The following is a 26,009-nucleotide window of genomic DNA, read 5'->3' as shown; positions in this document are numbered from 1 at the left end:
ACGCGGCCCGCCCCGCCCGCCTACGGTCGGCGGCATGGCACCTCAGTTCAACCTCGTCGGCATCGTCGTCGCCGACATGGCCAGGTCGCTGGCCTTCTACCGCGACCTCGGCCTCGACATCCCCGCCGACGCCGACCACCAGCCGCACGTGGAGGTGACGCTGCCGGGCGGCCTCCGCCTCGCCTGGGACACCGTCGACACCGTCCGCTCCTTCGACCCCACCTGGACCCCGCCCACCGGCAGCGGCCGGGTGGGCCTCGCCTTCGCCTGCGCCGACCCGGCCGACGTCGACCGCACCTACGCCGCCCTCGTCGCGGCGGGCCACGAAGGCCACAAGGAGCCCTGGGACGCGTTCTGGGGCCAGCGCTACGCCGTCATCCACGACCCCGACGGCAACCCGATCGACCTCTTCGCCCCCCTCCCCACCCAGAACTGATCCCACTCCGCCCGGTCGGGACGCCCCCCACCCCCGCCCCGACCGGGCACCGCCCATATCTCCCCACCCGTGCGGGGCCGACGTAACTCGACCGGCGGGAGGTCCGGCCGGGTGGTCACTGCGCGCGACGGAAGACGTAGACGCCGAACAACACCCCGGAAAAGCCGGTCTCCTGCCCACTGGAAAGGAACTTGTCCCGGCTGACCGATCCGGTCTGGAGCGCGGATGCGCTGAAGTGGGCGAGTTCCCAACCCTCGGCCTGCACTGCGGACAGGATCTCCGAGGAGCCGCCGTGTTCGACTCTTCGGGTGTTGTAGCCATCCCACCCTTGCGAGGACGGGAGCATGGTGCGCTCGTTCTCCGCGATCTCCAGCGTGACCTGGAAGATGGTCAGGCCCTGCGCCCGGGCGGCGCGGGCCTGAGTAACCACAGCCTCCATCCGCTGCTGGAGTGCGGCGTGCCGCTGCTGCGCGACCTTCGCCTCGTACTTCTCCTTGGCGTCCTTCCAAATCCCCATTGCTTCCCCCTCCACGCTGTCGGGCAATCCGCACAGCCTGCCAGCTGCGCGGGCTCCGCCCGACCCCTGTCGAGGGGAGCTGATCACGGCATGCCGATAGCAGGGGCCGCACCAGCAGAAGCCGTGCCGGGCCTGACTGGTCCCGGAGCGCTGCGGGCATCGCCGGGGCTCATCCCCGCATGCGCGGGGCCGACTCACCGGCGGGATTTCCTGCGTGTCCTCGTTGCGGCTCATCCCCGCGTGCGCGGGGCCGACCGCCCCCTCTGCCCCAATTCGGGGTGTGCTGTGGACTCATCCCCGCGTGCGCGGGGCCGACCCGCCACCGTTGGACCCTCCACTGCGGCTGGACGGCTCATCCCCGCGCGTGCGGGGCCGACTGGATCTGGACCGCGCCTACGCCACGTTGAGGCGGCTCATCCCCGCGCGTGCGGGGCCGACGATGCCGCCAGCCGAGCACGAGGTGCCACGGTGGGCTCATCCCCGCGCGTGCGGGGCCGACGTCCGCGTCGTCGCCGTCCGCGAGTATGAGGGCGGCTCATCCCCGCGCGTGCGGGGCCGACGACTGCCGCAGGATCGACAGGGCGTCGTTGAACGGCTCATCCCCGCGCGTGCGGGGCCGACCGGGACAGCTCCCGCAGGCTCGCGCCCGCCGCGGGCTCATCCCCGCGTGCGCGGGGCCGACGCCGGCGGCCAGCTCAGCGTGCTCCCGACCGCGGGCTCATCCCCGCGTGCGCGGGGCCGACGTGCCTCGGCCGTGTCCGGTGTGGACGTCGCGCGGCTCATCCCCGCGTGCGCGGGGCCGACACGGGCTAGCGGCGTGGCTGCGGGACCTGCGAGGGCTCATCCCCGCGTGCGCGGGGCCGACTGCTCACCGTCGAGACCCATGAGCTGGCGCGGGGGCTCATCCCCGCGTGCGCGGGGCCGACACGCCGCCTGCATGGGACTCATCAGGACGTTCCGGCTCATCCCCGCGTGCGCGGGGCCGACACTTCTTGACCTGCGGTGATCGGAGCGGCATGGGCCGTTTTTGACCACTTGGGTTTGGGTGGTGGTGTTGGTGCATTGGTGGGAACGCTACCGGTTGTGACGATCACGGCTCCTCTCAGCGGGGCGGAGGGGTGGGGTGATGAGTTGGGTCAGGGGGATGCCGGCGAGGGCTCGGACTTCGCGGGACAGGTGGGCTTGGTCGGCGTAGCCGGATTCGGCTGCTACCTGGGCGAACGGGGTGCCGGAGCGGGCCAGGGTGAGTGCTCGGGTCATGCGGAGGATGCGGGCGAGGGTTTTGGGGCCGTAGCCGAAGGCGTGGAGGCAACGGCGGTGGAGTTGGCGGGTGCTCAGGCCCAGGGCGTTGGCCGTGGTGGTCACTGAGTCGCCGGAGGCGATGCTGGCCACGAGGGCTCGCGTGGAGGGTTCGGGCGTGGTGTCGCGGAGCTGGTCGCGGGCCAGGTTCTCCAGGAAGTGGCCGGGGCGGGGTGTTTCGGCGGCGCGTTCGGTGAGTCGGCGAACTCGGGCGGAGGGCCAGAGGTCCGCGAGAGGCACGCGGCGGTCGCGCAGTTCGTGGGCGGGCACGCCGAGGACGGTGGGGCCGATGCCGGGGGCGAAGCGCAGGCCGGTGTAGGTCGCGCCCGGTGTGCTGCTGCCGAGCTGGGCGGTCGTGTCCGGGCCCGCCACGAGCAGGCGGCCGTTGTGCCAGATCAGGTCCAGGCAGCCGTCGGGGAGGACGCGGTGCTCGGTCTCGTCGGCCGGCACGGTCCTGGTCCACAGGACGGCGCCGGGCAGGGTGGACGGCCGTTCCCGATACATGTTCCGCAGCATTCCACCAGCCGCCGACGGAGTGACGTGCGATCATGCGCCGGTTCTCGGGAGTGAGGAAGGGTTCGCGGATGCGGGAGTTCGTCGCTGGGGTACGCCTGTTCGGCCGGGGGTTCGGGACGATCCTGCGCTCACCACGGCTGCTGCTGCTCGGAGCGGTTCCCGCGCTGATCACCACCGTGTTGCTGCTGGGGGCGTGGATCATGCTGGGTGTTTGGCTCAGCGACATCGCCACCTGGCTGACGCCGTTCGCGGACGGGTGGAGCGACCTCGCCCGGACCGCGACGCGCGTCGCCGCCGGGATCGCCGTGCTCGGCGCGGCCGTCGCGGTCGGCGTGGTCTCGTTCACGGCGCTGACGCTGCTGATCGGCGACCCGTTCTACGAGAAGATCTCCGAGATCGTGGACCAGGGGCTGGGCGGAGCGCCGGACGCGGGGAACAGCGGGTGGCTGCGGGGGCTCCTCCAGGTCGCGCGGGAGGTCCTGTCGACGGTGGTGCTGTCGGTGTTGTGGGCGATCCCGTTGTTCCTCGCGGGGTTCATCCCGGTGCTGGGCCAGACGGTGGTGCCGGTGATCGCCGCGTTCGTGGGGGCGTGGCTGCTGGTACGGGAGCTGGTGGCCGTGCCGTTCGGGCGGCGGGAGATCGAGCCGGAGCAGCGGCGGCTGCTGCTGCGGCAGCGGCGCGGGCTGGCGTTCGGGGTGGGGATGCCGGCGTACCTGTTGAGCATCATCCCGTTCGCGGCCATCGTCGTGATGCCGGCCGCCGTGGTCGCCGCGACCCTGCTCGGCCGGGAGCTGCTGGGTCAGCCGACCGGGGTCCGGCTGCGCTGATCGGGCGCGCGACGAACGGGGCGGAGCGCGTCCCTGCGGGTGGGATCGCCGGATTCGCTGGACCCGTCGCGATCTCGTTCCTACCGTGTGGCGCGAGGACGCGGTCGCTGATCGCGCGCCGGGACCAGGGGTGGAGCCGAGGGAGGGCGGCCCGTATGTCGTCGTCGGGGGCCCAGGACGCCAACAACACCGCGAGCACCGCGAACGCCGCCGGCGCGGACGACGCTGGCGCGCCGGTCGTCGACGAGACCGAGGCGGTGGCCGTCGCCCCGTCGTGGGAGCGGCGGCGGCGCGCGATCGCGGCGATGGTCGTCACCAGCGTGCTCGTGGCGGGGCAGCTGTACGCGGTGATCCCGGTCCTCGCCGAGCTGGCGCGGGACTGGAAGGTTCCGCCGACCGCCCCCGCCAGCCTGATCACCTCGTTCGGGCTCGTCTGCGCGGTGGCGTTCGTGCTCGGCGGGTCGGCCGCGCGGCGGCTGGGTACCCGTCCGGTGATCACGCTCGCCCTGGCCGCGCTCGCCTTCGGCGGCGCCGCGCTGGCCGCCGCCACGTCGCTGGCGGCCGGCGAGGCGTTCCGGATCGTCCAGGGCGCCGGCGCCGGGTTCTTCTTCGCCGCCGTGCTGACCCACCTGCGGGACCGCGTCGACCCGGGGCAGTGGCCGGGGACCGCCCGCCGGGCGGTCCTCACCCTGGTCGGGGCCGCCGTGGCCGGCCCGGCGCTCGCCGAGGTGGTGGCCGGCCTGGTCGGCTGGCGCGGGGTGTTCGGCGTCGGGGCGGTGGCGGTGGTGTGGTCGGGCGCGTGGCTGCACCTGGTGCTCGGCAGGGCCGTGCACGGACCGCGCGGCGTGCTGCGGACGACGTTGCGGCAGACGGGAACGCTGCTGGTCCGGCCCCGGACGGCGCTGCTGTGCCTCGCGGCGCTGCCGGTGTTCGGCGGCATGGCGGCGGTCGGGGTCGCGCTGGAGGCGCTCGGCCCGACGGCGCTGACCGCCGACACCGACACGATGTTCGCCGTGCGCGCCAGCGCCGCCATCCCGGTGGTGGTCGTGGCGGCGGCCGACCACTTCCTCCGCCGGCTGCGCGCCCTGCGCCTAGCCGCGCTGGCGTTGGCCGTCACGGCGGCCGCCACGGCGGGGCTGTGGGCCGGCGGGGGCTCGGCGGGCGCGCTCGCCGCCCTCCTGGCCACGGCGGCGCTGGGCGTGGCCGTGGCCGCGCCGGCCCTCGTCGACGCGCTCGACGCGGCGGCCGGAACCGCCCGGGATTCCGTCCTGTCCCTGTCCTTCGTGGCGTTCGTGCTCGGCGCCGGCTTCTTCCCCCGGCTCGTCGCCCCGCTGGCCGGGTCGGGCCTGTCCGCCGTGGTGGTGGTCGTGGCCGTGCTGGAGCTGGTGGCCGCCGGGCTGGTCATCGCGGTCGACCAGCGCAGACGGGCTCCGGCCGACCGGACCAGCGCCGACTAGGTCGAACGGGCGCGCCCCGGTCGGTCGTGGTCAGCGCGGGGAACGGAGCAACTCGGCCAACTGGTCGATCGCCGCGTCGGCGTCCGCCGCGCGCGGTCGGCTGTAGCCGATCACCAGTCCGCCCTCCCGCTGGCGCCCGTGCCAGTACGGGCCGAGGCCCTGCAGCGCGAGGGAGCGCCGGGCCGCCGCGGCCAGCAGCTCGCGTTCCCGCGCGGGGCCGCCGGCCAGGCGGAGCACGGCGTGCAGCCCGCCGGCGATCCCGGTCAGGGTGGCGTCCGGAACGCCGGCCAGCCGGGTGACCAGCCGGCGGTGCCGGCGCTGGTACTCGACGTGCGTGCGCCGCACGTGCCGGGCGAACCGACCGTCGCGGAGCAGCTCGGCGAACGCGAGCTGGTCGAGGTTGGGCACCACGCCCACCGGCACGGCGGCGGCGAGCGGCTCCATCAGCCGGGCGGGGACCGCCAGCCAGGCCAGTCGGACCCCGGGGGACAGCGTCTTGGACGCCGTGCCCGCGTAGACGACCCGGGAGGGGTCCAGCGCGTGCAGGGCGCCCACCGGCCGGCGGTCGAACCGGTACTCGCCGTCGTAGTCGTCCTCGACGAGGTAGCCGTCGACCCGGCGGGCCCACTCGACGAGCTGGTGTCGGCGCGCGGGGTCCAGCGTCGGGCCGAGCGGGTTCTGGTGCGCCGGCGTGACGACCAGCGCGCGGACTGGGGTGGCGGCCAGCCCAGAGGGGTTGACGCCCCGGTTGTCCACGGGCACCGGGCGCACGGCCAGGCCGGCGCGCTCCACGAGCTGGCGGTGGAGCTCGAAGCAGGGGTCCTCCATGCCGACGCACCGGTGGCCGAGCGCGCCGAACATCGTGGTCAGGGCGACGAGGGCCGCTCCGAACCCGGGGAGGACGACGATGCGCTCCGGCGGGCAGACGACCCGGCGGCTGCGGGCGAGGTGGTCGGCCAACGCGCGGCGCAGCTCGGGGTGGCCGAACCGGTCGGGGTACTCGTGCGCGTCCGGGGCGCCGCTGGCCAGCACGCCGCGCAGCGCGCCGATCCAGGCCCGGGCGGGGAAGAGGGTGGCGTCCGGGAAGCCCGGCCGCAGGTCCCACCGGGGGCGGGCGACCGGCGGCGTCGGGGGCACCGGGGCCTCGGCGACCTGGCCGCGGGCCACCACCGTGGGCGCGCCCTGGCGGGTGTGCAGCCACCCCTCGGCGACGAGCTGGTCGTAGGCCCCGACGACCGTGCCCCGGGACACCCCGAGCTCGCCGGCCAGGGCGCGGGTGGAGGGCACCGGCGCTCCGGTGGCCAGCCGCCCGGTGCGGATGGCCTCCCGCAGTGCCTGCTCGATCGCGACCCGCAGGGGGCGGATCGGCGGGAGGTCCAGGTGCAGCTCGGCCACTGGTCCAGTCTCCCAGGCGCCGACTGGTCCAGTGCTCTGGACCAGTTGATCGGCTCGACCTAGCCTCGCGGACGTGAACGACTACCGATTCAACCTGGGCGAGGCGTGGCCGGAGGCGTACAAGGCGATGTTCGCCTTCAGCGCGGCCACCAAGCGCGGCCTCGACCCCATCCTGGCCGAGCTGCTCAAGGTCAGGGTGAGCCAGATCAACGGGTGCGCCTACTGCCTCGACATGCACACCAAGCTCGCCCGGCACGCCGGCGAGACCGAGCAGCGCCTGTACGCGTTGAACGCCTGGCGCGAGGCGCCGTTCTTCACCGACGCCGAGCGTGCGGCGCTGGCGCTGGCCGAGGCCATGACGCTGCTGCACCGGGACCAGGTGCCGGACGACGTGTTCGAGGAGGCGCGCCGCCACTTCGACGATTCGACGCTGGCGAAGGTGGTCATGGCCATCACTGTGATCAACACGTGGAACCGGCTGATGACGTTCCAGCGGCCGCCGGTAGGCGACTTCCAGCCGGGGGACGTCGTCGGCCCGTGAGGACCGGTGGCCCGGCGGGCTCCTCGGGGGAGCCCGCCGGGCGGTGTGCGCTCAGCGGCTGTCCAGCTCCGCCGCCTCCAGCAGGTAACCCCGGCCCCACGCGGTGCGGATGGCCAGGCCCAGGGGCTGGATCCGGCGACGCAGCCGCATGATGTGCAGGTCGAGGGCGTTGCGGGTGGCGCCGCCCGGCCGGCCGGCGATCCGCGCGCCCAGCGCCTTGCGCGGAACGAGCTGGCCGAACCGCTCGACGAGCAGTTCGAGCAGCTCGGCCTGGGTCGGTGAGATGGTGACGGAGCGGGTGCCGAACCGGATCACCCCGCTGGGATCGAGTTGGGGCACGCGGTGCGCGCTGACCCTGGCGCGCAACGCGGCCACCCTGGCCTTGAGGTCGTTCTTGCAGATGGGCGCCCGCACCCAGTCCTCGCGGAAGTCCGCGGAGATCGGCGCCGACGCGCCGCGTTCGACCACGAGCAGCCGGGGCACGCCCAACGCCCGGCAGTGGTCGCGGAGCGCGGCCTCCGCTGGCCAACGCACCAACTGCACCTCTTCCCTGTCCAACGTTCCCAGCATCTTGGGCTCCCCAGTGATGTTTGGCGTGACGGGGACGTTCGGCGTGACCGGACGGCGCGCGCTCACGTCGCGCCGAGTCGGTCTCCCCAGTGCGTCTCCGTAGCTTTCCGCCACGATGACAGCCGACGGCAATTTCCCCACATCGCCGGATTGAAACGTCTTGGGTTGCCCCCAGCAACCAGGATCACCGAAACGGCCTAATTCCTTCGGAGGGTGGGAGTATCTTTCCGACGGTTTCCATTTCGTGGAATGATGGTGCGCCCCGGGTAGTGTGGGGCGGAAAACATTGCGTCCAGGACGTGCGTCCGGTATAAACAGCGAGCGCGGGCGGACCAGCGGCGTTGCTCCGAACGGCTCAGCCTTTTCGGTAACGCCCCGGGGTTCTCCGGCCTGGTGCTCCGTTCGGCGCAGCGGTGACTGCTCCCGGCCTTCTTCCGGCGGTATGCGCCCGGCTGGTGAAAATGATTGCGCACCGGATGCTTGACTGGACGCCGGGCCTGCGTCGGCGGTCGGGCCGGGCGTGAAGTATGAACCCGTCCGGCGGCTGTCGTCATCATTTGTTTCGTTCGTCGTCCGTCCGCTTTAACGGACTTTTGCCGTCCCCGTGTCCGCGGACCGACCGGTCAGTAGCTATTCGGGGGCGCCCGGCGCGCGTGGTCCGGACGGGCCAGCCCGGCCCCGGGGCCGCCGGGCCGCCCGGCCGCCCCGGGGCGCGGCCGCCGGGGCGACGACACGCCGACCTCGTGCTCCACCGGGCGCGCGGCCGATCGCTGGGACGAGTGGTGCGCGCCCGGTGGAGGTGTACTGAGCCGTGCCCTGGTCACCCCTGGTGTCGCCGCGTGTCGTCCTGCCGAGCGGGTCGAGCACGGGTCGGCCGATGTTGACCGGCAGTTTGGGCAAGCCGCGAACAGCGGCGGGGTGATCGGTGGATACTTGCTGTGATCCGTCAGCCGACGGGTGTTGCTCCGCCCCTTCGCCGACACACCGAACCCCCGCGAGGTGTGAGGAGAGCACCGTGATGACGACGCGCAACGACGCGCAGCCGGGTGGCCGCGGCGAGAGTCTCGCCGACCTCGCCGAGGCCCTGTTCTGCAGTCCACTCCGCCCCGAGAGTCAGCCCTCCGCCGACCAGGTCCGCGACGCCGTGCGCGCCAGCCTGGTCGCGCACAGCGGTGATCCACGCACCTGCGCCTGTGAGCTCGCCCAGGCCTACGGCGAGTACCCGGAGATCACAGTGGCCAGGATGCGGTGGTGCCGGGAGGCCGTCGCCGACGCGTTCGGCCTCGGTCTGGCCACCACCTGACCGGCCCCGTCCGGACACCCTCCGCCGCCGACGTCGCCTCGGCGGCGGGGCGGAGGGGCGGCGGGCCGGCGGGTGAGATCCCCGGCGCGCCGCCGGGCCGTGGCGCGCGCCGTGGCGACCGCCCGTCTCACTCGCTGACAGCGCTGACAGCGTTGGTTGTCAGTGTTTGTTGGTGGTTGTTGGCGTTTGTTGGTGGATCGTCAGCGGTGGTCGAGGTCGGGCAGGAGCTGGGCGACCCCCGCCCGGGACCGGATCGCGAGCTTGCGCAGCACCCGCGTCACGTGGGTCTCCACCGTGCGCGGGGCGATCACCAGCCGGTCGGCGATCTCCTTGTTGCTCAGCCCCACCGCGAGCAGCCGGGCGATCTGCCGCTCGCGCTCGGTCAGCGTGGCCACCGCCGCCGTCTCGGGCGGCCGGGGCAGCCGCGCGCCGAGCCGGCGTTCCAGGTCGAGCACGGGCGGGCGCAGCCCGGTCGCGCCGCGCTCCCTGGCGATCGCCTTGGCCTGTCGCACGTGCTCCGCCGCGCCGGCGACGTCGTCGACGGCCAGCGCCGCCTCGGCCGCGATGACGAGCGCGCGGGCGCGGGTGAGCGGCTGGCCGACCCCGTGCAGCGCGTGGGCGGCCTCGCGCGCCGCCTCCCCCGCCCGGTCCGGGCGGCCCTCGACCAGGTCGATCCGGGCCAGGCTGATCAGCGCGTTGCCCCGCTGCCCCGCCAGGCCCAGGTCGGTCGCCTCGGCCACGGCCTCGGACACCGAGCGGCGGGCCTCGGCCGGGTCGCCCCCGGCCATGGCGATGTCGCCCCACAGCGCCAGCCACGACGGGCGCATGCAGCTCGCCGCCCCGGTGAGCACGTCGGCCAGCAGGTCGCGCGCCTCGGCGAACCGGCCCTGGGCCAGCCGCACCCTGGTCAGCGCGCCGCCGGCGGCGTCCCACCACCAGGTGTGCCGGTCGGTCGCGGCGACCGCCCGCTCCGCCCAGGGCGCCGCGCTCTCCGGGCCGGCCAGCCACAGCTCGGCGCCGGCGCGCAGCGCGTACGCCATCGCGGTCATCGGCCGGCTGGCGATCAGCCGGGCGCTCTCGGCCGCGTCCTCGGCCAGCTCGACGGCGGTGGTCAGCTCGCCGAGCGCGACGGCCGCGTAGCACTGGCCGAGGAGGAAGTACGTGACGACCTGGTTCTGGCCGAACCGGCGGCTCAGGTCCAGGCCCCGCTCCAGGTGTCGGCGCGCCGTGACGTGCTGCTCCAGCAGGGTCTCGGCCCAGCCGAGCTGGCCGACCGCGTCCAGCACGCGGGACAGCTCGCGGTCGCTCATGGCGTCCACCCCGGCCGCGGCCCGCTCGACCGACTCCCGGGCCTGCGTCATCGCCCCGGTGTGCGCGCCGCCGATGGCGAGCACGGCGTGGGCGGCGGTCGCCACGGCCCGGTCGGCGTGGTCGAGCAGCGGGGCGACCACCTCCTGGCTCTGCTCGAACCGGCCGCGCAGCGCCGCGACGGTGGCCAGTTCCACGCGCAGCGGGTGGGACAGGTCGGGTTCGCGCTCCAGCGCGGGCTCGGCCAGCTCGGTGGCCAGCATCCCGGACGCCGTCGTGTAGTGGCCGAGAATCCGTTCGACCAGCGCGCACTGCGCCACCAGCGCCGCGCGCAGCCCGAGCGGACGGCGGGGCGCCGAGGCCAGGATGTCGTGCAGGATCGCCCGGCTCTTGTCCAGGTCGCCGGTCATCGCCAGCGCCCTGGTCTTCATCAGCAGGATCTCCAGCCGCCACCCGGGGACGCTGTCCAGCGGCAGCAGGGCCAGCGCGCCGCGCAGCCACTCGACCGCCGTGGCCGGCGAGGTGTCCAGCACGTCCGTCGCGGCCCGCCGCAGGAGCACGACGGCGTCGAGGTCGCCGACGGCGGCCGAGCGCAGCACGTGCGGCGCCAGCGTCAGCGGGCCGCCGCCCCTGGCGGCCAGCGCCCGCCGCGCGCGGTGGTGCGCGGCGAGCCGCCAGCCCGCGCTGCTGTCGCGGTAGACCAGCCCGCGGACCAGCGGGTGCCGGAACCGGAACGACCGGCGGCCCTCGTCCGGCCGCACGAGGTCCCGCTCGACCACCGTGGTCAGCCCGGTCAGCGCCGCGTCCTCGGTCAGGTCGGCCACCGCCGGCAGCAGGCCGGGGTCGACGGGGTCGCCGACCACGGCGGCGGCTCTGGCCACCGCCAGCGCCTCGGCCGGCAGGTCGACCAGCTCCCGGCGCAACGCGGCGAGCACCGGGGCCGGCAGCTCCCCGTCCCAGGACGGGAGCGGGCCGCTCGACCACGTGGTCGGCAGGTGGCGCAGGACCTCCAGGTAGAACGGGTTGCCGCCGCTGGCCAGGAACAGCCGGCGCGGCAGGGCGGCGCCCTCCCGCCGGCCCAGCAGCTCGGCGACCTCGGCCTCGGACAGCGGCCCCACCTCCATGCGCACCCGCTCCAGGCCGGGCGCGGTCTCGGCCACCGCCGCCGCGAGCCGGGGCGGGCACTGCCGGGGCCGGTACGCGCCGACCACGAGCAGGGGGCACGCCGGCGGGTGGCGCAGCAGGTGGCTGAGCAGCTCCAGCGAGGCGCGGTCGGCCCAGTGCAGGTCGTCGAGGACGAGCACGCCCCCGCCGGCCGCGGCGAGCAGCCGCCGGACCGCCCGGTAGATGCGGTGCCGCTCGGCGGCCACCGAGCTCACCGGCTGGCCGGCCACGACGGCGGCCACCAGCGGGTCGTCGCCGCCGGCGGTCAACAGCTCCTCGAAGACCCCGAGGAAGCAGCCGAACGGCACCTCCTGCTCGAACTCCGAGCCGCCTCCGCGCACCACGCGGTGCCCGCGCGCCGCCGCCGTCGCGCCGAACTCGGCGAGCAGCCGGGTCTTGCCGATCCCCGGCTCGCCCACCACCTCGACGAACGTCGACCGCGACGGGAACGACCGCACGGTCGCGCTCCAGGCGTCGAGCTGATCCGCCCTGCCCACCAATCCCGGCACGCGCACAAGCTACGTGGCCGGCCGCCCGGAATACGGGGTTTCCACGATGCTCCACCAGAACGGCCGAGTGGAGGATCGGAGGCGCGTAGAGACCGCTCCTGCTGGGAGGACCCGATGTCCGCACGCCGTGTCCTGGGAGTCGCCGGCGAGGCGATGGCCGCCGCGTTGGGCGCGCCGCTCGCCGCGCGGGTGACCGGGACGGCGGTGTGCGGGTGTGGCGTCGCCTCCCGGGGTTCGGTCGTCCTCCGGCGCCGCGTCCGCGGGTGCCAGGTGAGTCGCGCGGGCTCGCCGACCCCGGACAACGCGTCGACCATCCGCGAGCTCTGATCACGCGCACACGACCGGAGCGGGCCAGCCTGGGGGTGGCCCGGCTCCGGTCCCACGATCGGGTCGGGTCGGTCCGTCCTCGGTAAGGAGGGGCAGCCTGGTGGGGTGGACCGCCCCGATCCCTCCTGGCGGGCGTCATGCGCGGGGAGTGACCGACTTCGTCGGTCGCCGCACGTCCCCAACCCCGCGCATGGCGCCCGTCAGTCCGGCCCGCCGTCAGTTGAGCACTGCCGTCAGTTGAGCGCTGCCGTTAGTTGAGCGCTGCCGTTAGTTGAGCGCTGTTGTTCGTTGAGCGCTGTTGAGCACTGCCGTTAGCTGAGCACCGCTGTCAGTTGAGCACTGCCCGGTCCAGCGCTGCCGCCGGTCCCGCCGGTGCTGTCGGCCCCGCCGTCGCCGTCAGTCCGGTCGGCCCCGGGCGGCGCGCATCCTGGCCAGCAGCGGGATCGCCGCGATCTTCTCCTCGGTCAGCTCGTCCCAGCGGACCCCGGCGGCCGGGCGGTCCCGGCCGTCCCGGCAGTCCACGATCCGGTCCGGGGTGATGACCAGGTCGAGCCGCACGTCGTGGTCGACCGTGGGGATCGCGCCCGGCTCCCGCACCTGGATCTCGTGCACGGTCGTCACGACGAGCGTGTCCGGCCCGACGAGCCCGGCCTCGGCGGCCACCGCGAACTCCAGGTCGCTGAACCCGCCGCCCTTGCCCAGCCGCGCGCCGTCGGGCCCCACCGCCACGCAGCCGGTCACCACCAGGTCCACCGGCTCCAGCTCGGCCACCTCGACCCGCACGGCCGAGGCGGTCGCGCCCTTGATCGAGGACGCCCTGCGGGGCGTGTCGGCCAGGTTCGCGGGGTCGAGCAGGAAGAACGGCGACTCCTCCGCGAGCCGGGGCACGGCCATGTAGACGGTCTTGCCGTCCTCCAGCGCGCGCTGCCGCACCGGCCACTGCGCCGAGTCCGGGTTGGCCTTGATCGTGCGCGCCCGGCGCCACGCCTCGGTGGCCCGCAGCCGCTCGGCCGCCGCCTCCGCGCCGGTGAAGTTGGGGATGCGGCCCCGAGCGCCGGGGAACCGGGCCACCCGGGCCTCGGTGAGCTCGGCCCACACCCGCTCCCGCAGCTCCGCCTTGGCGGCCAGCAGCTCGGACGGCCCGCCCGCGTCGTGGTCGTGTCGTCGGGGTGTCCGCACGTCGCCACCCTAGATGAGGGACGCCGGCGCGGCGGCCGGGGCCGGCCGCTCGGTCACGGTGCGGCGTACAGTGCGGACGGATGTCACACCCCCGGTGGGACCGGCGGGTGAAAACCGGGGCGGACCTGCGGAATTCGGGCGCTTCGAGACGCATCCGCAACAATTGGGGGACAGCGAGCGACGAGCGGTCGGGCAACCCGGAACGGTGGCGGACGTCTGCCGTACGGGGGCGCGGGGCGGCCGGTGGCGGCCCCCGCCCGTCGACGCCAACCGTGCCGGGGCCGGACCGGGACGGGCGTGACCGAACGGGATGGGACGGCAGATGGTGGTGGGCCTGGTGGGTTCGCGCGATCCGGGAGGGAAGCGGCGACGGACGCTCGCCGCCACCAAGCTCGGGAAGGGCGCGGCCTGGCTGTCGCGGACGGCCGGGCTCGGCGAGGGCGGGATCATCGGCGGCCGGGTGGCCATGGCGCTGGACCGCGACGTGCTGTCCGGGCTGGCCAGCGGCCGCACGGTCGTCCTGGTGACCGGCACCAACGGCAAGACCACCACGACCTCGATGGTCACCCGCGCGCTGTCGGCCGCCGGCCCGGTGGCCAGCAACAGCACCGGCGCGAACATGCCCGACGGGCACGTCGCCGCCCTGATGGCCCGGCCCGAGGCCCGCTACGCGGTGCTCGAGGTCGACGAGATGCACCTGGACATCGCGGCCGAGCAGACGAAGCCGGCGGTGATCCTGCTGCTCAACCTCAGTCGCGACCAGATCGACCGGGTCGGCGAGGTGCGCACCGTGGCCGCGCGGCTGCGCCAGGTCGTGGTCGACAGCCCGCAGGCCGTGGTGGTGGCCAACGCCGACGACCCGATGGTGGTCTTCGCCGCCGAGCCGGCCCAGCGCGTGGTGTGGGTGTCGGTCGGCGGCGGCCGCTGGACCGGCGACGCCACGAGCTGCCCCAAGTGCGGCGAGCGGATCGACGTCTCGGTCGAGCGCTGGGCCTGCGCGTGCGGGCTGCGGCGGCCGGAGCCGGCCTGGGCGGTGCGCGACCAGACGGTGATCACCGACAGCGGCCGGGAGCTCGCGCTCCAGCTCAACCTGCCGGGCCAGGTCAACTACGGCAACGCGGCGCTGGCGATGGCGGCGGTGGCGCAGCTCGGCGTCGTGCCGGAGGCCGCGCTGCCGCGCATCCGGGAGGTCTCCGAGGTCGCCGGCCGGTACGGCGACCTGGTGATCGGCGGGCGCAAGGTGCGGTTGCTGCTGGCGAAGAACCCGGCGGGCTGGCACGAGATGCTGCAGCTGGTGCGCGCCAGCGGGCGGCCGGTCATGCTCGTGGTCAACGCCAGGGAGGCCGACGGCTTCGACCTGTCCTGGCTGTGGGACGTGCCGTTCGAGCAGCTCGCGGGCCTGCAGGTGGTGGTCGCCGGCGAGCGCGCGGCCGACATGGCGGTGCGCCTGCGCTACGCCCGCGTGGACGTGACGATGAACCCCGACCCGGTCGAGGCGGTGCGCATGACGCCGCCGGGCGACCTCGACGTGATCGCGAACTACACCGCGTTCCGGATGCTGCGTGTGAAGGGTGAGGCGTGAACGGGAACCCCGGGCCGTCGGCCGTGCGGATCGCCCTGGTCCTGCCGGACATGCTGGGCACCTACGGCGACCGAGGCAACGTGGCCGTGCTGGCCGAGCGGCTGCGGCTGCGCGGCATCGGCAGCGAGGTCGTCGAGATCAACGCCGGTGAGTTCGTGCCGGCCGACTGCGACCTCTACATGCTCGGCGGCGGTGAGGACGTCGCCCAGCTCGTGGCCGTGCGCCACCTGCGCCAGCAGGGCACGCTCGTGCAGGCCGCGCGGCGGGGCGCCGTCGTGCTGGCCGTCTGCGCCGGGATGCAGATCCTGGGCACCTCGTTCGTCGGCTCCGACGGCGTGGCGCACGGCGGTCTCGGCCTGCTCGACGTCAACACCCGGCCGATGCCGAAGCGGGCGATCGGCGAGCTGGTGGTGCGCCCCGACCCGGCCTTCGGCGACGAGCTGCTGACCGGGTTCGAGAACCACGGCGGCTGCACCTACCTCGGCCAGGACGCGCGGCCGCTGGGCGCGGTCCTGGCCGGGGTGGGCAACGGCGTCAACGGGGTGGAGGGCGCGGTGCAGGGCAGGGTGATCGGCACCTACCTGCACGGGCCGTGCCTGGCGCGCAACCCCGCGTTCGCCGACCGGCTGCTCGCGATGGTCACGGGGACGGAGCTGGCGCCGTTGTCGATCCCCGAGGTCGACGCCTTGCGGACCGAGCGGCTGCGCGCCGCCGGGGTTCGCTGAGCGGCGTCGACGGCCGCAGGCCGAGCTCGGTCATCAGGAACGCGAGCTGCTCGGCCTCCCGGAACACCCGGTCCTCCGGGGTGGTCTCCAGCGTGTGCCCGGCCTGGCGCACCCTGAGCAGCACCGGGTGCCGCGTCGCGGTCGCGTGTTGCAGGGCGGCGGCCATCTTGCGGCCGTGCCACGCCGGGCAGCTCCGGTCGACCGCGCCGCAGTCCAGCAGCACCGCCGGGTAGTGGACGCCCGGCCGCACCTGGTGGTACGGCGAGTACGCGTGGATCGCGGCGGCGTCCTCGGGGTTGTCCGGGTCGCCGAGGTCGGCGGTGACGACGTCGGCCATGGTGACCCGGTCCTCGCGGCAGCGCAGCAGGTCGAGCACGGGCAGGGTGGCCACGCACGCCCGGTACAGCCCGGGGCGCTGGGTGGCCGCCACGGCCGGGGACAGCGCGCCGAGCGAGGTGCCGACGACGCCGAGCTGGTCGGTGCTGGTCCAGCCGCGCTGGACCAGGTCGGTGGCGATCGCGTGCAGGTCGTCGAAGGTGGTCTGCTTGGTGCGCCGGCGGGCGGCCCGCCACCAGTCGGCGCCGTACTCGCCGCCGCCCCGCAGGTGGGCGTGCACGTAGACGCCGCCGAGGTGGACCCAGGCGGCGGGCAGGCCGGAGAGGTAGGCCGGCAGCCACGCGATGTTCAGCGCGCCGTAGCCGCCGATGATCGTGGGCAGCGGTCCCCTGCCGAGCTCGCCGCGCAGCACGACCTTGTACGGGATGGGCGTCCCGTCCGCGCCCCTGGCGGTCGCGGTGATCACCCGCGCGTCGTCGACCACCGCGTGCGGCCGGGTGAGGCGGTGCAGCGCCGAGGTGGGGTAGTCGTACCGGTAGACCGCGGGCGCGCGGGTGAGCGACGAGAACACGAAGGAGCAGCCGGCGCCGGCCGGCGCGACCAAGCCGTTCTCCCTGCCGATCCCCGGCCAGGCCATGCCGGGCTCGGGCAGCGGGATCTCGCCCCGCGCGCTGCCGTCGAGGCCGATGCGCCGCAGCCGGGTCGCGCCGTCGGCGTGCTCGGCGAGCACGAGCTCGGGGCCGATCGTGGTCACCGAGAACAGCACGGACTCGCCGGGCGGCACCAGCTCGCGCCACCGCCGGCGGTCCAGCCCGCCGCCCTGCAGGGGGATCGCCACCACCCGGCCGCGCGGGTGCCGGTCGTCGGTCACGGCCACGAACTCCTCGCCGACGACCGTGCCCCGGAACGCGCCGGGCACGGCCCGCAGGAAGGGCCGCCAGGACACGCTGGAGCGCAGGTCGCGCTGGAAGTAGGGCCGCGAGGGGCCGTGCGCGAGCGCCCAGCGGCCGTCCTGGCACACCGTGATCCGCCGTGCCGCGAACGTCGGCGGCAGCGCCTGCGGCTCGATCTCCGGCCGGGCGCAGTTCCCGGTGATCCGGACCAGCAGGACCCGGGTGCCGCCGTCCGGCCGGGTCGGGTCCACGATGACGACGAAGAACCGGCGGCTGTCCGGCAGCCAGGTGACCCGGCAGTGGCCGGTGTGCGGCAGGCCGTTGACCACCGGCTCGCGCGTGCTGGAGTCGATCACCTGGAACACCGGCGCCATGGTGGGGCCGGCGACGTTGTAGGCGAGCAGGCGGCCGTTCGGCGAGGGCTGCCACAGCAGGGTGGCCAGCCCGTCGGGGGCCAGGTCGGCCAGGTCGAGCAGGCGGCGGCCCCGACCGGTCGGGGTCTCGGCCACGTCGAGCACCGGCAGCCGCCCGCCCGGCGGGACGTGCTCGCGGAACCACCATCGGCCGTACAGCTCCGGCGGGTGGTGGTCGAGGGTGGAGGCGTGGAACCGCCGGGCGGTGGCCAACGCGGTCTCCCAGGCGGGGCCGCCGCGCAGGTGGCGTTCGGTCAGCCGGTCCTGCGCCCACTGCCAGGCCAGTGTCTCGGGGCTGTCGGCCTCCAGCCACTGGTACGGGTCGTCGAAGTCGATCCCGCCGATCTGGTTCGGCCGGGGGCGGCGCGGGGTGAGCGGGTAGTCGAAGCGGTCAGGCACCGGGCTCTCCGTCCGGGTCGGACTGCCGCAGCGGCAGCAGTGGGGGAAGGCGACGCAGGCGGCTGCTGGAGGTCACCACGACGGCCAGCACGGCCAGGCCCGCGGCCAGTGTGAACAGGGCGGCCGCCGGGCCGGCGCGGTCGAGCAGCAGGCCGGCGGCCGGTGGGCCGAGCGGGGTCGCGGCCATGCCGACCAGCGCGGCGGCCGCCTGCACCCGGCCCTGCAGCGCGTCCGGGGTCCGGAGCAGGCGCACGGACCCGAGCACCGCGCCGGCGATCGGGCTGATCGCGCTGCTGAGCGTGAGGGCGGCGGTGAGGATGGTGAGCACCGGCGCGGTGGCCGACAGGGCCAGCAGCGTCGCGGGCACCCAGCAGGTGGCGAGCACCGCCGACCACGGCGAGAGCACGTGGCCGACGCCGGTGGCCAGCGCCGAGCCGACCAGCGCGCCGGCGCCCACCGTGGCGTAGACCAGGCCGATCGACAGGCCCGAGGTGTGGTGCCGCACGCCGATCGCGACGACGACCAGCGGGACCGCGCTGAACACGGCGTTCTGCGCGGCGTGGACGAGGGTGGTCTGGCGCAGGAACCCGTCCCGCCACAGGAAGGCCAGTCCGGCGAACAGCCCGCCGGGCGCGTCGCGGCGGGGCGCCGGCAGCGGGGTGGCGAGGGCGAGGGCGCACAGCGCGGTGACGAGCGAGCCCGCGGTGGCGGCCGCGAACGGCAGCGCGGGCGCCAGTTCGAACAGCGCGCCGCCCAGCGGCGGTCCGGCCAGGGCCGCGCCGGCCAGGCGCGCGTGGTTGACCGCGAGCGCGCGCGGCAGGTGCTCGGCGGGGACCAGGTGGGGCAGCGCGGCCATCTCGGCGGTGCCGAGCGTGGCGCGGAGCGCGGCGTCGACCGCCGAGGTGACGATCACGACCGGCAGCACGCTGGTGGCGGTCTGCACCGCGAGGGTGAGCAGACCGGTCGCGGCGGCGCTGCCGAGGGCGCAGGCGATGATCACCGTGCGCCGGCTGTGCCGGTCGGTGAGCCGGCCGCCGGGCAGGGTGCCGGCCGCGGCGGCGGCCAGGGCGCAGAAGCCGACCAGGCCGGCGGTGGCCGCCGACCCGGTCGTGGCCAGGACGAGCAGGGGGAGCGCGACGGCCGCGGCGAGCGAGCCCACGGCGGTGACGGCGGCGGCGAGCCACAGCAGCAGGAAGTCGCGGTTGCCGAGGGGTCTGGGGGTGGGGGGCACGGGCCTCCGTCGGGAACGTCGTGATGTGGCTCGACGGCGTGGCGCCGCCGTGGTGGGGAGCGGGGAAGTGGCGGCCGGCGGGCTGCGGGCGCCGACAGGGACCGGTTCGACAGATGCCGCGGCCCGCCGGCCGACCGACACCAGTCACCTCACAGGCACTGGTGTCCGTGGAGGAACGTGCTCAGCACGTCGCTCGGGTTCGGCGTGGGGCCGTGTCCGGCCTCCAACTCCTGCAGCTCCAGGATCGTGGTCATGGGGTCACCTCCTCGGTCCGGTCGAAGGGGTCGCCGGTGGGGGGACGGGCGGCCGTGGGGGAGGGAGGACCCCGGTCCGCCCGCCGGCGGCGGTCGCCAGCGCCGGCGTCGCTGGACGTGCGCCGGTTCGGGAAGTCGTGGTGCCGTGCGGAACCCGTGCCGTTCGGTCATCCCGCCCCGTTCCGCCGTTGGGGCAGGGGGATCACGACCGGTGGGTTGTCGTCCTCGGTCTCGGCCGGGTCGAGCGGGTCCTGGCCGACCGGCAGGAACGGCAGGAAGCCGGCGCGGCGTTCGAAGACCGCCGCCAGGGCCATGAGCACGCCGGCGGAGCCGGTGGCCAGGTCGGTGGAGAGCCGGAGGAGCTGGTCGCCGGGGAAGGCGAGCCGGCCGCGGTGGAACTCCGCGTGCCAGGACAGGCGGCGCAGGTGGGCGCGGACGGCGGGGTTGGCGAGGGGGGCCTGCTCGCCGAGGACGGCGGACGCGGCGAGCAGGCCGGCGTGCCCGGTGAACAGCCCGGGGAAGAGCGCCGACTCCACCTGGCAGGTGCGGCGGACGCGGCGCAGCGCCTGGGCGAGCTCCTCGTCGTGCCGGTGGCGGAGGAACTCCCGCAGCACCAGGCCGATGCCGGTGGAGCCGGAGCCGAGGTAGGGCAGCGTCCGCCGGCCCTCGACGACGTGCAGCGTGTCCCCTGGGCCGACGCGGCAGTGGGCCAGGTCGGCGCGCAGGGCCGTGGCGGCCAGGTCCAGGAACGCGGCGTCGGCGGTGTCGCGGTAGCAGTGCAGGAAGAACAGGGCGATGCCGGCTCCGCCGTTGGCGAGGCCGACCGGTGCTGGAGTGTCCGATGTGGACGGATTCGCCACCTGGTCGGCGAGTTGGTCGGCGATCACGAGCGCGCTGCGGTGCAGCACGATGTCGTCGGTGGCGTGGCCGAAGTGCAGCAGGTTCAGCCCGATCCCGGCCAGGCCGCCGAACAGGCCCCTGGCGGGAACGCCCCCGCTCATCAGCTCGACCGCTCTGTCCAAAGTGGACAGTGCTGCGGCCCGCCTGCCGAGCTGGTCCAGGGTGAACGCGATCCCGTGCAGCCCGGTGTAGAAGCCGGGCCGGGGCGCGTCCCAGTCCCTGACCGCCCGCAGGAGCCAGTCCACGTGACCGGGGTCGATGGGCGCGCCGGCGTTGGCGAGGGCCAGCAGCACGCCGGCCGCGCCGTGGGCCAGGTTCACGCCGCCGGAGCGGAACTGCGCGACGTCGCCGGGGAAGAGGCGGTCCGGGCGCAGCGGGGTGGCGCTGGCCAGGATCCCGTGGGAGATCGACCGGAGCAGCAGCGGCCAGCCGTCCTGGTGGGGATCGGCCAACGCCCGCCTCGCGGCGATCCGCGTGCTGTCGACCGACCTCAGTGGACGGACGCGGCGGCGCACCTGGGGGAGCCCCGGGGTCACCGGGGCCGTCCCCGAGGGCTGGAACTCGTCGCGCAGCTCGGCGACCAGGGTCTCCGGCACGCCGAACCGGTCGGCGAGGACGTCGAGGAACATCTCGGTCTTGTCCGGGTCGCGCACCCGCAGCACCGGCGCGAACGGCAGGAACATCCACAGCGCCGTGCAGGCCAGTCCGTAGGCGTCGATGGCGGGTCCGGTGCGGTCGGCCGGCGCCGCGAAGCCGGGCGCGCCCAGCGGCGTCGCGCGCCGGGAGTGCGTTGGCAGGGCCAGTTCCAGGTCCACCAGCGCGACCCGCCCGTCGGGGCGGACGATCACGTTGGAGGGGTGCAGGTCGCCGACGACCAGGCCGCGCCGGTGCACGGCGGCCACCGCGGCCCGCAGCCGGTCGAGGACGTCGAGCGCCCACCGGGTGTACTCGGCGATCCGCTCGGCCGGGGGCGTCGGGTGCGTGAGCGGGTGCCGCTCGCCCACGCACCGGGTCAGGGGCTGCCCCTCGATGTGCTCCTGGACCAGGAAGTGGTGTTCCCAGCGGGTGAACCCGCCCAGCACCGCGGGCACGAAGTCCAGATCGGACAGTCGCTCCAGGACGGCCCGCTCGTGGCGCAGCCGCTCCACCGCGTCGACGTCCTGGGCGTCGAGGCCGGCGTGCGGGCGGGCCTCCTTGAGCACCACGCGCCGGTTCGTGTCGGGGTCGACGGCCAGGTAGACGCCGCCGGCGTTGGAGAAGTGCAGCGCGCGGAGCACCTGGTAGGGCAGCTCGACGTGGTCGGCCTCGCGCGCGGCGATCTGCTCGGCGACCGGGGGCGGCACCTCCACCCAGGGCGGCACGCGGAAGGCCACGCCGCGTTCGTCGGGCACCAGCCGCCCGCTCGGGTCGGCCAGCGCCGGCACGAGCTCGCCGGTGCCGTCCATCCGGTACCGGCGGCGGAAGGCGCCGTAGCGGACGAACAGCGGTCCGGACCGCCACCGCAGATCGCCGAGCACGTACGGGCCGGGCTGGCCGGCCAGCGCCTCGTCGAGCGCGGTCAACACGTGGACGAGTTCGTCGGGGCCGCTCGGGTAGATCGCGCAGAACTTGCCGCTGGCCGCGCGGTCGGCGTACTTCGAGTTGGCCAGGCGGAGGGCGGCGACGCTGCGCAGGAACTTGAACGGCAGGTGGTGTTCGACGCAGAAGTCCCGGACAACGCCGAGAACCTCCGCGCAATTCGTCACGTGCGCCGAGACGTGCACTTTCCAGCCCTGGTCGGGAAGCCGCCGACCGGGCGGGCGCAGGAGCGTCCACGTTCCCTGCTCCGCGCGCGCCCACCCGGCCGGCGGTTCCTGGTCCGCCGCCGCGAACCGGCTGCCCGAATCGTCCCACCGCCGCACGCTGTCGTAGAAATTCTCGTCCGCCAGGCAGTGCAGCAGGTAGAACGCCGCGAGGTCCATCTTAATGATCTCCCGTTTCCTGACGTTTTCGTCGCCGCCACCCCGGAGAAACGGTGCTCTGTGAACCCGTTCCCGGCCCAGTCCCCAGATGTGGAGACTTGAGCGCCTTTCCGGAACGACTGCCTTCCGGAACGAGCTTGATCCGGCGGCGGTCGGTCGGGTGTTCTCAGTCGAGCATTCGTTGCAACTGCGCCTGGCGGGCCAGCCTGGCCAGTTGCACCGGGCCGACCACCGCGAACTTGGTCCGGATGCGGCGGGCGTAGGTCTCCACCGTGCCCACCGCGACGCCCATGCGGCGCGCGGCCTGCGCGTGCGTGAGCCCGTCGGCCAGGTGCCGAAGCAGCTCGGCCTCCCTGGGCGCCAGCCGGGGCGCGCCGGTGCCGGGCGCGCAGTGTCGCAGCAGCTCAGCGACGGGTCCGCTGAGGTAGGGCTGGCCGTTGGCCACCCGCCGCACGGCCTCGCGCACCGCCTGTTCCGGCGCGTCCGTGGTCAGGTACCCGTCCGCGCCCGCGTCGAGCATGGCCAGCGTCGCCGCGAGCAGCACCGAGCTGCACAGCACGAGCATCCGCCGCCGGCCGGCCAGGTCGTGGGCCAGGGTGAGCAGCCCCAGGTCGCGGCGGGAGTGGACGCCGAGCACGAGCACGTCGAAGTCGGCCACCTCGTCCGCGCGGGAGATTCCGGTGAAGCACCGGACCGTGCGGATCTCGGGGGCGGCGGCGAGCATCGCCGGTATTCCTCTGCGGACGACGGCTCTGCCGTCCACCACCGCGACGGAGATTCGCCGGTGCCGTTCCCGGCCGGCAGGTCCCGTCGCGCTCGCGAACTCGTGCGTGACTGACATTCTCACGCTCCCTCTGGAAAAAGTTTGACCACCCCGAGCGGGGTCGGTGTGCGGATGCGTTTCCGCGCAGCCCGGTGTCACCACCTCGTTCCGGCGACGAGGCGGACGTGAGGATTTTTCGGACAGGGTGGTGAATCCTCCGTCGCCCCGATTGTTTTCCGTTCCGACGCGGTTAGTTGACCTTGAACTGGCCAGTAGGGGGAGCGCTTCCCTCGATCTTCACTCGTTTGGGGTATCAAGAGGCGGGTGTGTCGCGGCGACCCTGGTGCCGGAGCGTCGCGAACATGCCGATCGGGGGACCGTCCACAGTGGTGTCAGGGGTTCGATGGGGGTGGCTCAGCTTGCTGTGGGTGCCCGGAAGCCGCCCGCGTCGGTCGCGGGGGACGGGGAGGCCGAGTGTGTGGTGAAACAGGTTAGGAGAGAGTGAAACCGCGCTTCTCGTTGCCCAATCAAGGAAAGCGGGGAACGCGCCTCGCGATGATTCGGCGGAGTGGGCATTTCCCGCGTCGGGCCGTGTCCGGCCGGTGGGACGCGCGACCCGGTGGGACGCGAGCCCGGGGGACGCGCTCGCGCGGTGGGGCGCGTCCCCCGGAGTGGCACGGCCGGCGGGCGAACCCGCTCAGCCGTGCAGGTGGAGCTGGCGCAACACCCTGGCCACCGGCTGGCTCGGGTCGTCCTTGTCCGCGCCCCACAACGTGAGCACGTTCGCCGTCGCCTGCGCCAGCTCGGTCGGCAGCCCGGCCGCGTCCAGCGCCTTGGCCACCTCGTCCATCTCCGGCGCCCACCGCCACGCCCGCGCGGCGACGCTGGGCAGGTAGGCGCGGTCGGCCAGCAGCCGGGTCGGCATCCGCTCGGCCTCGGCGAGCAGGGCGTCGGTGACGCCGTGCTGGTCGGCGAGGGCGTGCGCGACCGCCGCGAGCGTGCGGCTGGCCTTCTGGAACGACGCGAACGCCATCTTCAGGGCGCTCGCCCTGCCCAACTCGTCGCCCAGCCGCACCGGCTGCAACCGGCTGCCGTCCACCACCCGCGCCACCGCCCGGACGGCCAGGCGCGGGCCGGACAGGTACAGCCGCGCGGTGGCGGTCTCCCCCGGCGGGTGCCCGATAATCGAGGCGTCCACCGAGGTCGCCCCGCCGGAGCGGACGATGCCGGCGATCTGGCGGGCCCGGTCGGGGCTCACCGCGTTGGCGTCGACGTAGACGCCGGTGAAGCCGAGCCAGGCGACCTCCCTGGCGACCTCCTCGGCCGCCACCGGCGGGCAGATCGAGAACACCACGGCGGAGCGCTCCAGCGCCGTCGGCAGGTCCGCCGTGACCAGGCCGAGCTCCTCGGCCCGCTCCCGCGTCCGCGCGCTGCGGCCGGCGGGGCAGCACAGCACGGTGTGCCCGTTGCGGCGGATCTCGGCGGCCACGGCGGAGCCCATCAGCCCCGGGTGCAACAGGGCGACGGTGGTCATCGGGCCTCCACGGCCGACGGCCCCGCACCGGGGGTGGGAAGGGACTGCCCCGGCGCGGGGCGGGGTGTGTGGCTGGTGGAAAGAGTCAACGCGGAACCTCCCGAAGCGGTGTCGGTGACCCAGTGCCGGGTGAACTCCCGGTGCGGACTACTCGGCGGGGTGGGCGGCGCGACCGCCGCCCACCGCCGGGGGAGGCGCCATCACGGCCCCGTGCCAGGAAGAACGGCCCCGGGCAGGGCGGGAACCGTGGGCGCTCCGCAGAAGGAGAGGATCTGGTCGCGCAGGTCCAGCGCGAGCGCGCTGGTCTGGTAGTGCGGTCGGCGCAGGGCGTTCGCCACCTGGCGCAACCGGCGGTGCACGCTGTCGGTGCGTCGTCGACCGGACATCACCATGACCTCCTGGACCTGTTCGGCGGCGCCGTCCAGGTCCTGTCGGCCCAGCCGGGCCGCGGCCAGGTCGAGCCGGGCCAGGCACAGCTCGCCCAGCCGCCGCCGCTCCGGCGGGTCCTCCTGGTACAGCTCGACCGCCTCGCCGGCCTGTCGCTCCGCCAGCACGAGGTCGCTCTGCTCGCCGAGCCAGAGCCGCGTGGTGGCCGCGTAGAAGGTCTGCTTGGCGACGGGGAAGGCCAGCATGCCTCCCGGATCGTCCTCGCCCAGCACCTCGTTACGGGCCTGCTCGGCCCGGCGCAACGCGTCCTCGGTGGCCCTGCGGTCCCGCAGCCGGGCCTGCGCCCTGGCCTCGATCGCCGCCAGCCGCACCCGCGCCGTGCCGGCCTCGGGCTGGTACCGCCAGCCGTCCACGGCCAGGTCGACGGCCATCCTCGGCCGGTCGTCCCAGTAGGCGACCAGGCTCTGCGTGCCCCTGATCCAGGCCCGCAACGCGTTGCTGCCGGCCAGTTCCGCGCACAGGAACGCGGTGCGGGCCTGCGTCTCGGCCGCGGCCAGCCAGCCGAGGTCGAACGAGGCGTTGGACAGCACCCCGCACAGCACCCCGGCCACCAGGTAGAGCTCCCGCGTCTGCTGCGGGTGCTGCCGGCCCTCCAGCAGCTCGAAGATCCGGTTGCGGAGCTCGCGCAGCTCCACGAACACCGGGTACACCGGCCGCGTCGGGTACGTGGCGACGATCCGCGCCGCGTCCGCGCGGAACTGGTCCAGGGTGTGCGGTCCGACGTTGGTCTGCTCCGCGAACTGCCCGAACCGGGCGGACTCCACCGCTGCCATGGCGATCTCCCTCTCCCACGACGCCGTTGTCGCTGTCTCCACACCCCCCTCGGCGGCTAACGAGGTGATGGCCTCGGGTCCGCCGGGCACGGGGTCGGGCTGTGGGGGACCGAAGAGCGTCTCCGCCGGTTCGCCGAACATGTGCTCCAGGACGCGACAGGTCGCCGGGTGCGGCAGACCGCCGAGGCGGCCGGACAGCCAGCGGCTGGCGTGGCGCTCGGACACCGCGAGCGGCCGGCCGACCCGTTGCGAGGCGGTGTGGAACTCGACGCAGAACTCCTGGGTGGTCAGCCGGCGTTGGCGGACCAGTTGTTCGACGCGGGTGCGGGGGACAGGGGGGACTCCACGCACACCATCACCCCCTCGTGGCTGGTTCCGGCAGTCGGGGACACCCTCCACCCTAGGAAGTAAACGACGTGTTCCCAGTGCGCGAACGCATGATGTCCCCCG

21 protein-coding genes and 1 CRISPR repeat array are annotated in these 26,009 nt (G+C 74.7%); of the genes, 8 read left to right on the top strand and 13 right to left on the bottom strand.

Features of this window, described 5'->3' with window-relative positions:
- Positions 1–34 precede the first annotated feature (34 nt).
- The gene (locus tag BUE43_RS29630; RefSeq protein ID WP_073489625.1) at positions 35–436 is read left to right on the top strand and encodes a VOC family protein; all 402 of its coding nucleotides are present in this window, start codon (positions 35–37) and stop codon (positions 434–436) included.
- A gap of 115 nt (positions 437–551) precedes the next feature.
- Here the strand turns inward: BUE43_RS29630 and BUE43_RS29625 are convergent, their stop codons facing one another.
- The gene (locus tag BUE43_RS29625) at positions 552–953 is read right to left on the bottom strand and encodes a hypothetical protein (protein WP_073489624.1); all 402 of its coding nucleotides are present in this window, start codon (positions 951–953) and stop codon (positions 552–554) included.
- Positions 954–1,119: 166 nt separating this feature from the next.
- Positions 1,120–1,940: a CRISPR direct-repeat array (repeat unit 28 nt; unit sequence GGCTCATCCCCGCGTGCGCGGGGCCGAC).
- Positions 1,941–2,027: 87 nt separating this feature from the next.
- The gene (locus BUE43_RS29620) at positions 2,028–2,756 is read right to left on the bottom strand and encodes a helix-turn-helix transcriptional regulator (protein WP_073489656.1); all 729 of its coding nucleotides are present in this window, start codon (positions 2,754–2,756) and stop codon (positions 2,028–2,030) included.
- 80 nt (positions 2,757–2,836) lie between these two features.
- On the opposite strand from BUE43_RS29620, the gene BUE43_RS29615 reads away from it, so the two are divergent.
- Positions 2,837–3,595: an EI24 domain-containing protein gene (locus BUE43_RS29615; protein ID WP_073489623.1), complete on the top strand. Its 759-nt coding sequence runs from the start codon at positions 2,837–2,839 to the stop codon at positions 3,593–3,595.
- 155 nt (positions 3,596–3,750) lie between these two features.
- Positions 3,751–5,052 (top strand): MFS transporter, encoded by a 1,302-nt coding sequence (locus BUE43_RS29610; protein WP_073489622.1) that lies wholly within the window; start codon positions 3,751–3,753, stop codon positions 5,050–5,052.
- Positions 5,053–5,082: 30 nt separating this feature from the next.
- Here BUE43_RS29610 and pdxR read toward each other — a convergent pair whose 3' ends face one another.
- Complete coding sequence (pdxR, locus tag BUE43_RS29605) at positions 5,083–6,447, bottom strand: MocR-like pyridoxine biosynthesis transcription factor PdxR (RefSeq protein WP_083960294.1); 1,365 nt, start codon at positions 6,445–6,447, stop codon at positions 5,083–5,085.
- A gap of 73 nt (positions 6,448–6,520) precedes the next feature.
- On the opposite strand from pdxR, the gene BUE43_RS29600 reads away from it, so the two are divergent.
- The gene (locus tag BUE43_RS29600; protein ID WP_073489620.1) at positions 6,521–6,988 is read left to right on the top strand and encodes a carboxymuconolactone decarboxylase family protein; all 468 of its coding nucleotides are present in this window, start codon (positions 6,521–6,523) and stop codon (positions 6,986–6,988) included.
- Positions 6,989–7,039: 51 nt separating this feature from the next.
- Here BUE43_RS29600 and BUE43_RS29595 read toward each other — a convergent pair whose 3' ends face one another.
- A complete protein-coding gene (locus tag BUE43_RS29595; protein WP_073489619.1) occupies positions 7,040–7,558 on the bottom strand; it encodes a helix-turn-helix domain-containing protein in 519 nt (172 codons plus the stop codon).
- A 1,018-nt stretch (positions 7,559–8,576) separates the two neighbouring features.
- Here BUE43_RS29595 and BUE43_RS29590 point away from each other — a divergent pair.
- Positions 8,577–8,861 carry a hypothetical protein gene (locus BUE43_RS29590; protein ID WP_073489618.1) on the top strand — a complete coding sequence of 95 codons (285 nt, stop codon included), beginning with the start codon at positions 8,577–8,579 and terminating at the stop codon, positions 8,859–8,861.
- Between the two features lie 200 nt (positions 8,862–9,061).
- Here BUE43_RS29590 and BUE43_RS29585 read toward each other — a convergent pair whose 3' ends face one another.
- A complete protein-coding gene (locus BUE43_RS29585) occupies positions 9,062–11,842 on the bottom strand; it encodes an ATP-binding protein (protein ID WP_159447810.1) in 2,781 nt (926 codons plus the stop codon).
- Between the two features lie 114 nt (positions 11,843–11,956).
- On the opposite strand from BUE43_RS29585, the gene BUE43_RS29580 reads away from it, so the two are divergent.
- Positions 11,957–12,169: a hypothetical protein gene (locus BUE43_RS29580; RefSeq protein WP_073489616.1), complete on the top strand. Its 213-nt coding sequence runs from the start codon at positions 11,957–11,959 to the stop codon at positions 12,167–12,169.
- Positions 12,170–12,565: 396 nt separating this feature from the next.
- Here the strand turns inward: BUE43_RS29580 and BUE43_RS29575 are convergent, their stop codons facing one another.
- Entirely contained in the window at positions 12,566–13,348 is a 783-nt protein-coding gene (locus BUE43_RS29575) for a 5-formyltetrahydrofolate cyclo-ligase (RefSeq protein WP_083960293.1), read from the bottom strand.
- 337 nt (positions 13,349–13,685) lie between these two features.
- Between BUE43_RS29575 and BUE43_RS29570 the strand changes: the two genes are divergently transcribed.
- A complete protein-coding gene (locus BUE43_RS29570; RefSeq protein WP_073489654.1) occupies positions 13,686–14,930 on the top strand; it encodes a MurT ligase domain-containing protein in 1,245 nt (414 codons plus the stop codon).
- On the top strand, positions 14,927–15,655 hold the full coding sequence (locus BUE43_RS29565; protein ID WP_268844455.1) for a type 1 glutamine amidotransferase: 729 nt from the start codon (positions 14,927–14,929) through the stop codon (positions 15,653–15,655). The genes BUE43_RS29570 and BUE43_RS29565 overlap by 4 nt, the downstream gene beginning before the upstream one ends.
- Here BUE43_RS29565 and BUE43_RS29560 read toward each other — a convergent pair.
- From BUE43_RS29560 to BUE43_RS29535, 7 genes are all read right to left on the bottom strand, one after another.
- On the bottom strand, positions 15,570–17,696 hold the full coding sequence (locus BUE43_RS29560; RefSeq protein ID WP_073489615.1) for a prolyl oligopeptidase family serine peptidase: 2,127 nt from the start codon (positions 17,694–17,696) through the stop codon (positions 15,570–15,572). The two genes, BUE43_RS29565 and BUE43_RS29560, sit on opposite strands and share 86 nt — an antisense overlap.
- Entirely contained in the window at positions 17,689–18,927 is a 1,239-nt protein-coding gene (locus BUE43_RS29555) for an MFS transporter (protein WP_073489614.1), read from the bottom strand. The genes BUE43_RS29560 and BUE43_RS29555 overlap by 8 nt, the downstream gene beginning before the upstream one ends.
- A 149-nt stretch (positions 18,928–19,076) precedes the next feature.
- Positions 19,077–19,181 (bottom strand): noursin family copper-binding tricyclic lanthipeptide, encoded by a 105-nt coding sequence (gene norA, locus BUE43_RS36120; RefSeq protein ID WP_456114878.1) that lies wholly within the window; start codon positions 19,179–19,181, stop codon positions 19,077–19,079.
- A gap of 167 nt (positions 19,182–19,348) precedes the next feature.
- Complete coding sequence (gene lanKC, locus BUE43_RS29550; protein ID WP_073489613.1) at positions 19,349–22,042, bottom strand: class III lanthionine synthetase LanKC; 2,694 nt, start codon at positions 22,040–22,042, stop codon at positions 19,349–19,351.
- A gap of 166 nt (positions 22,043–22,208) precedes the next feature.
- Entirely contained in the window at positions 22,209–22,883 is a 675-nt protein-coding gene (locus BUE43_RS29545; protein WP_083960292.1) for a response regulator transcription factor, read from the bottom strand.
- 619 nt (positions 22,884–23,502) lie between these two features.
- The gene (locus BUE43_RS29540) at positions 23,503–24,339 is read right to left on the bottom strand and encodes a DUF1932 domain-containing protein (RefSeq protein WP_073489611.1); all 837 of its coding nucleotides are present in this window, start codon (positions 24,337–24,339) and stop codon (positions 23,503–23,505) included.
- A 200-nt stretch (positions 24,340–24,539) separates the two neighbouring features.
- The gene (locus tag BUE43_RS29535) at positions 24,540–25,910 is read right to left on the bottom strand and encodes an NsdA family TPR-like regulatory protein (protein WP_073489610.1); all 1,371 of its coding nucleotides are present in this window, start codon (positions 25,908–25,910) and stop codon (positions 24,540–24,542) included.
- Positions 25,911–26,009 lie beyond the last annotated feature (99 nt).

Origin of the sequence: Streptoalloteichus hindustanus (assembly GCF_900129375.1) — a bacterium.
In the GTDB taxonomy this organism is placed as follows: Bacteria; Actinomycetota; Actinomycetes; order Mycobacteriales; family Pseudonocardiaceae; genus Streptoalloteichus; species Streptoalloteichus hindustanus.
The sequence above is the reverse complement of the archived record's forward strand: the minus strand, read 5'-3'. Positions and strand labels throughout refer to the sequence as shown.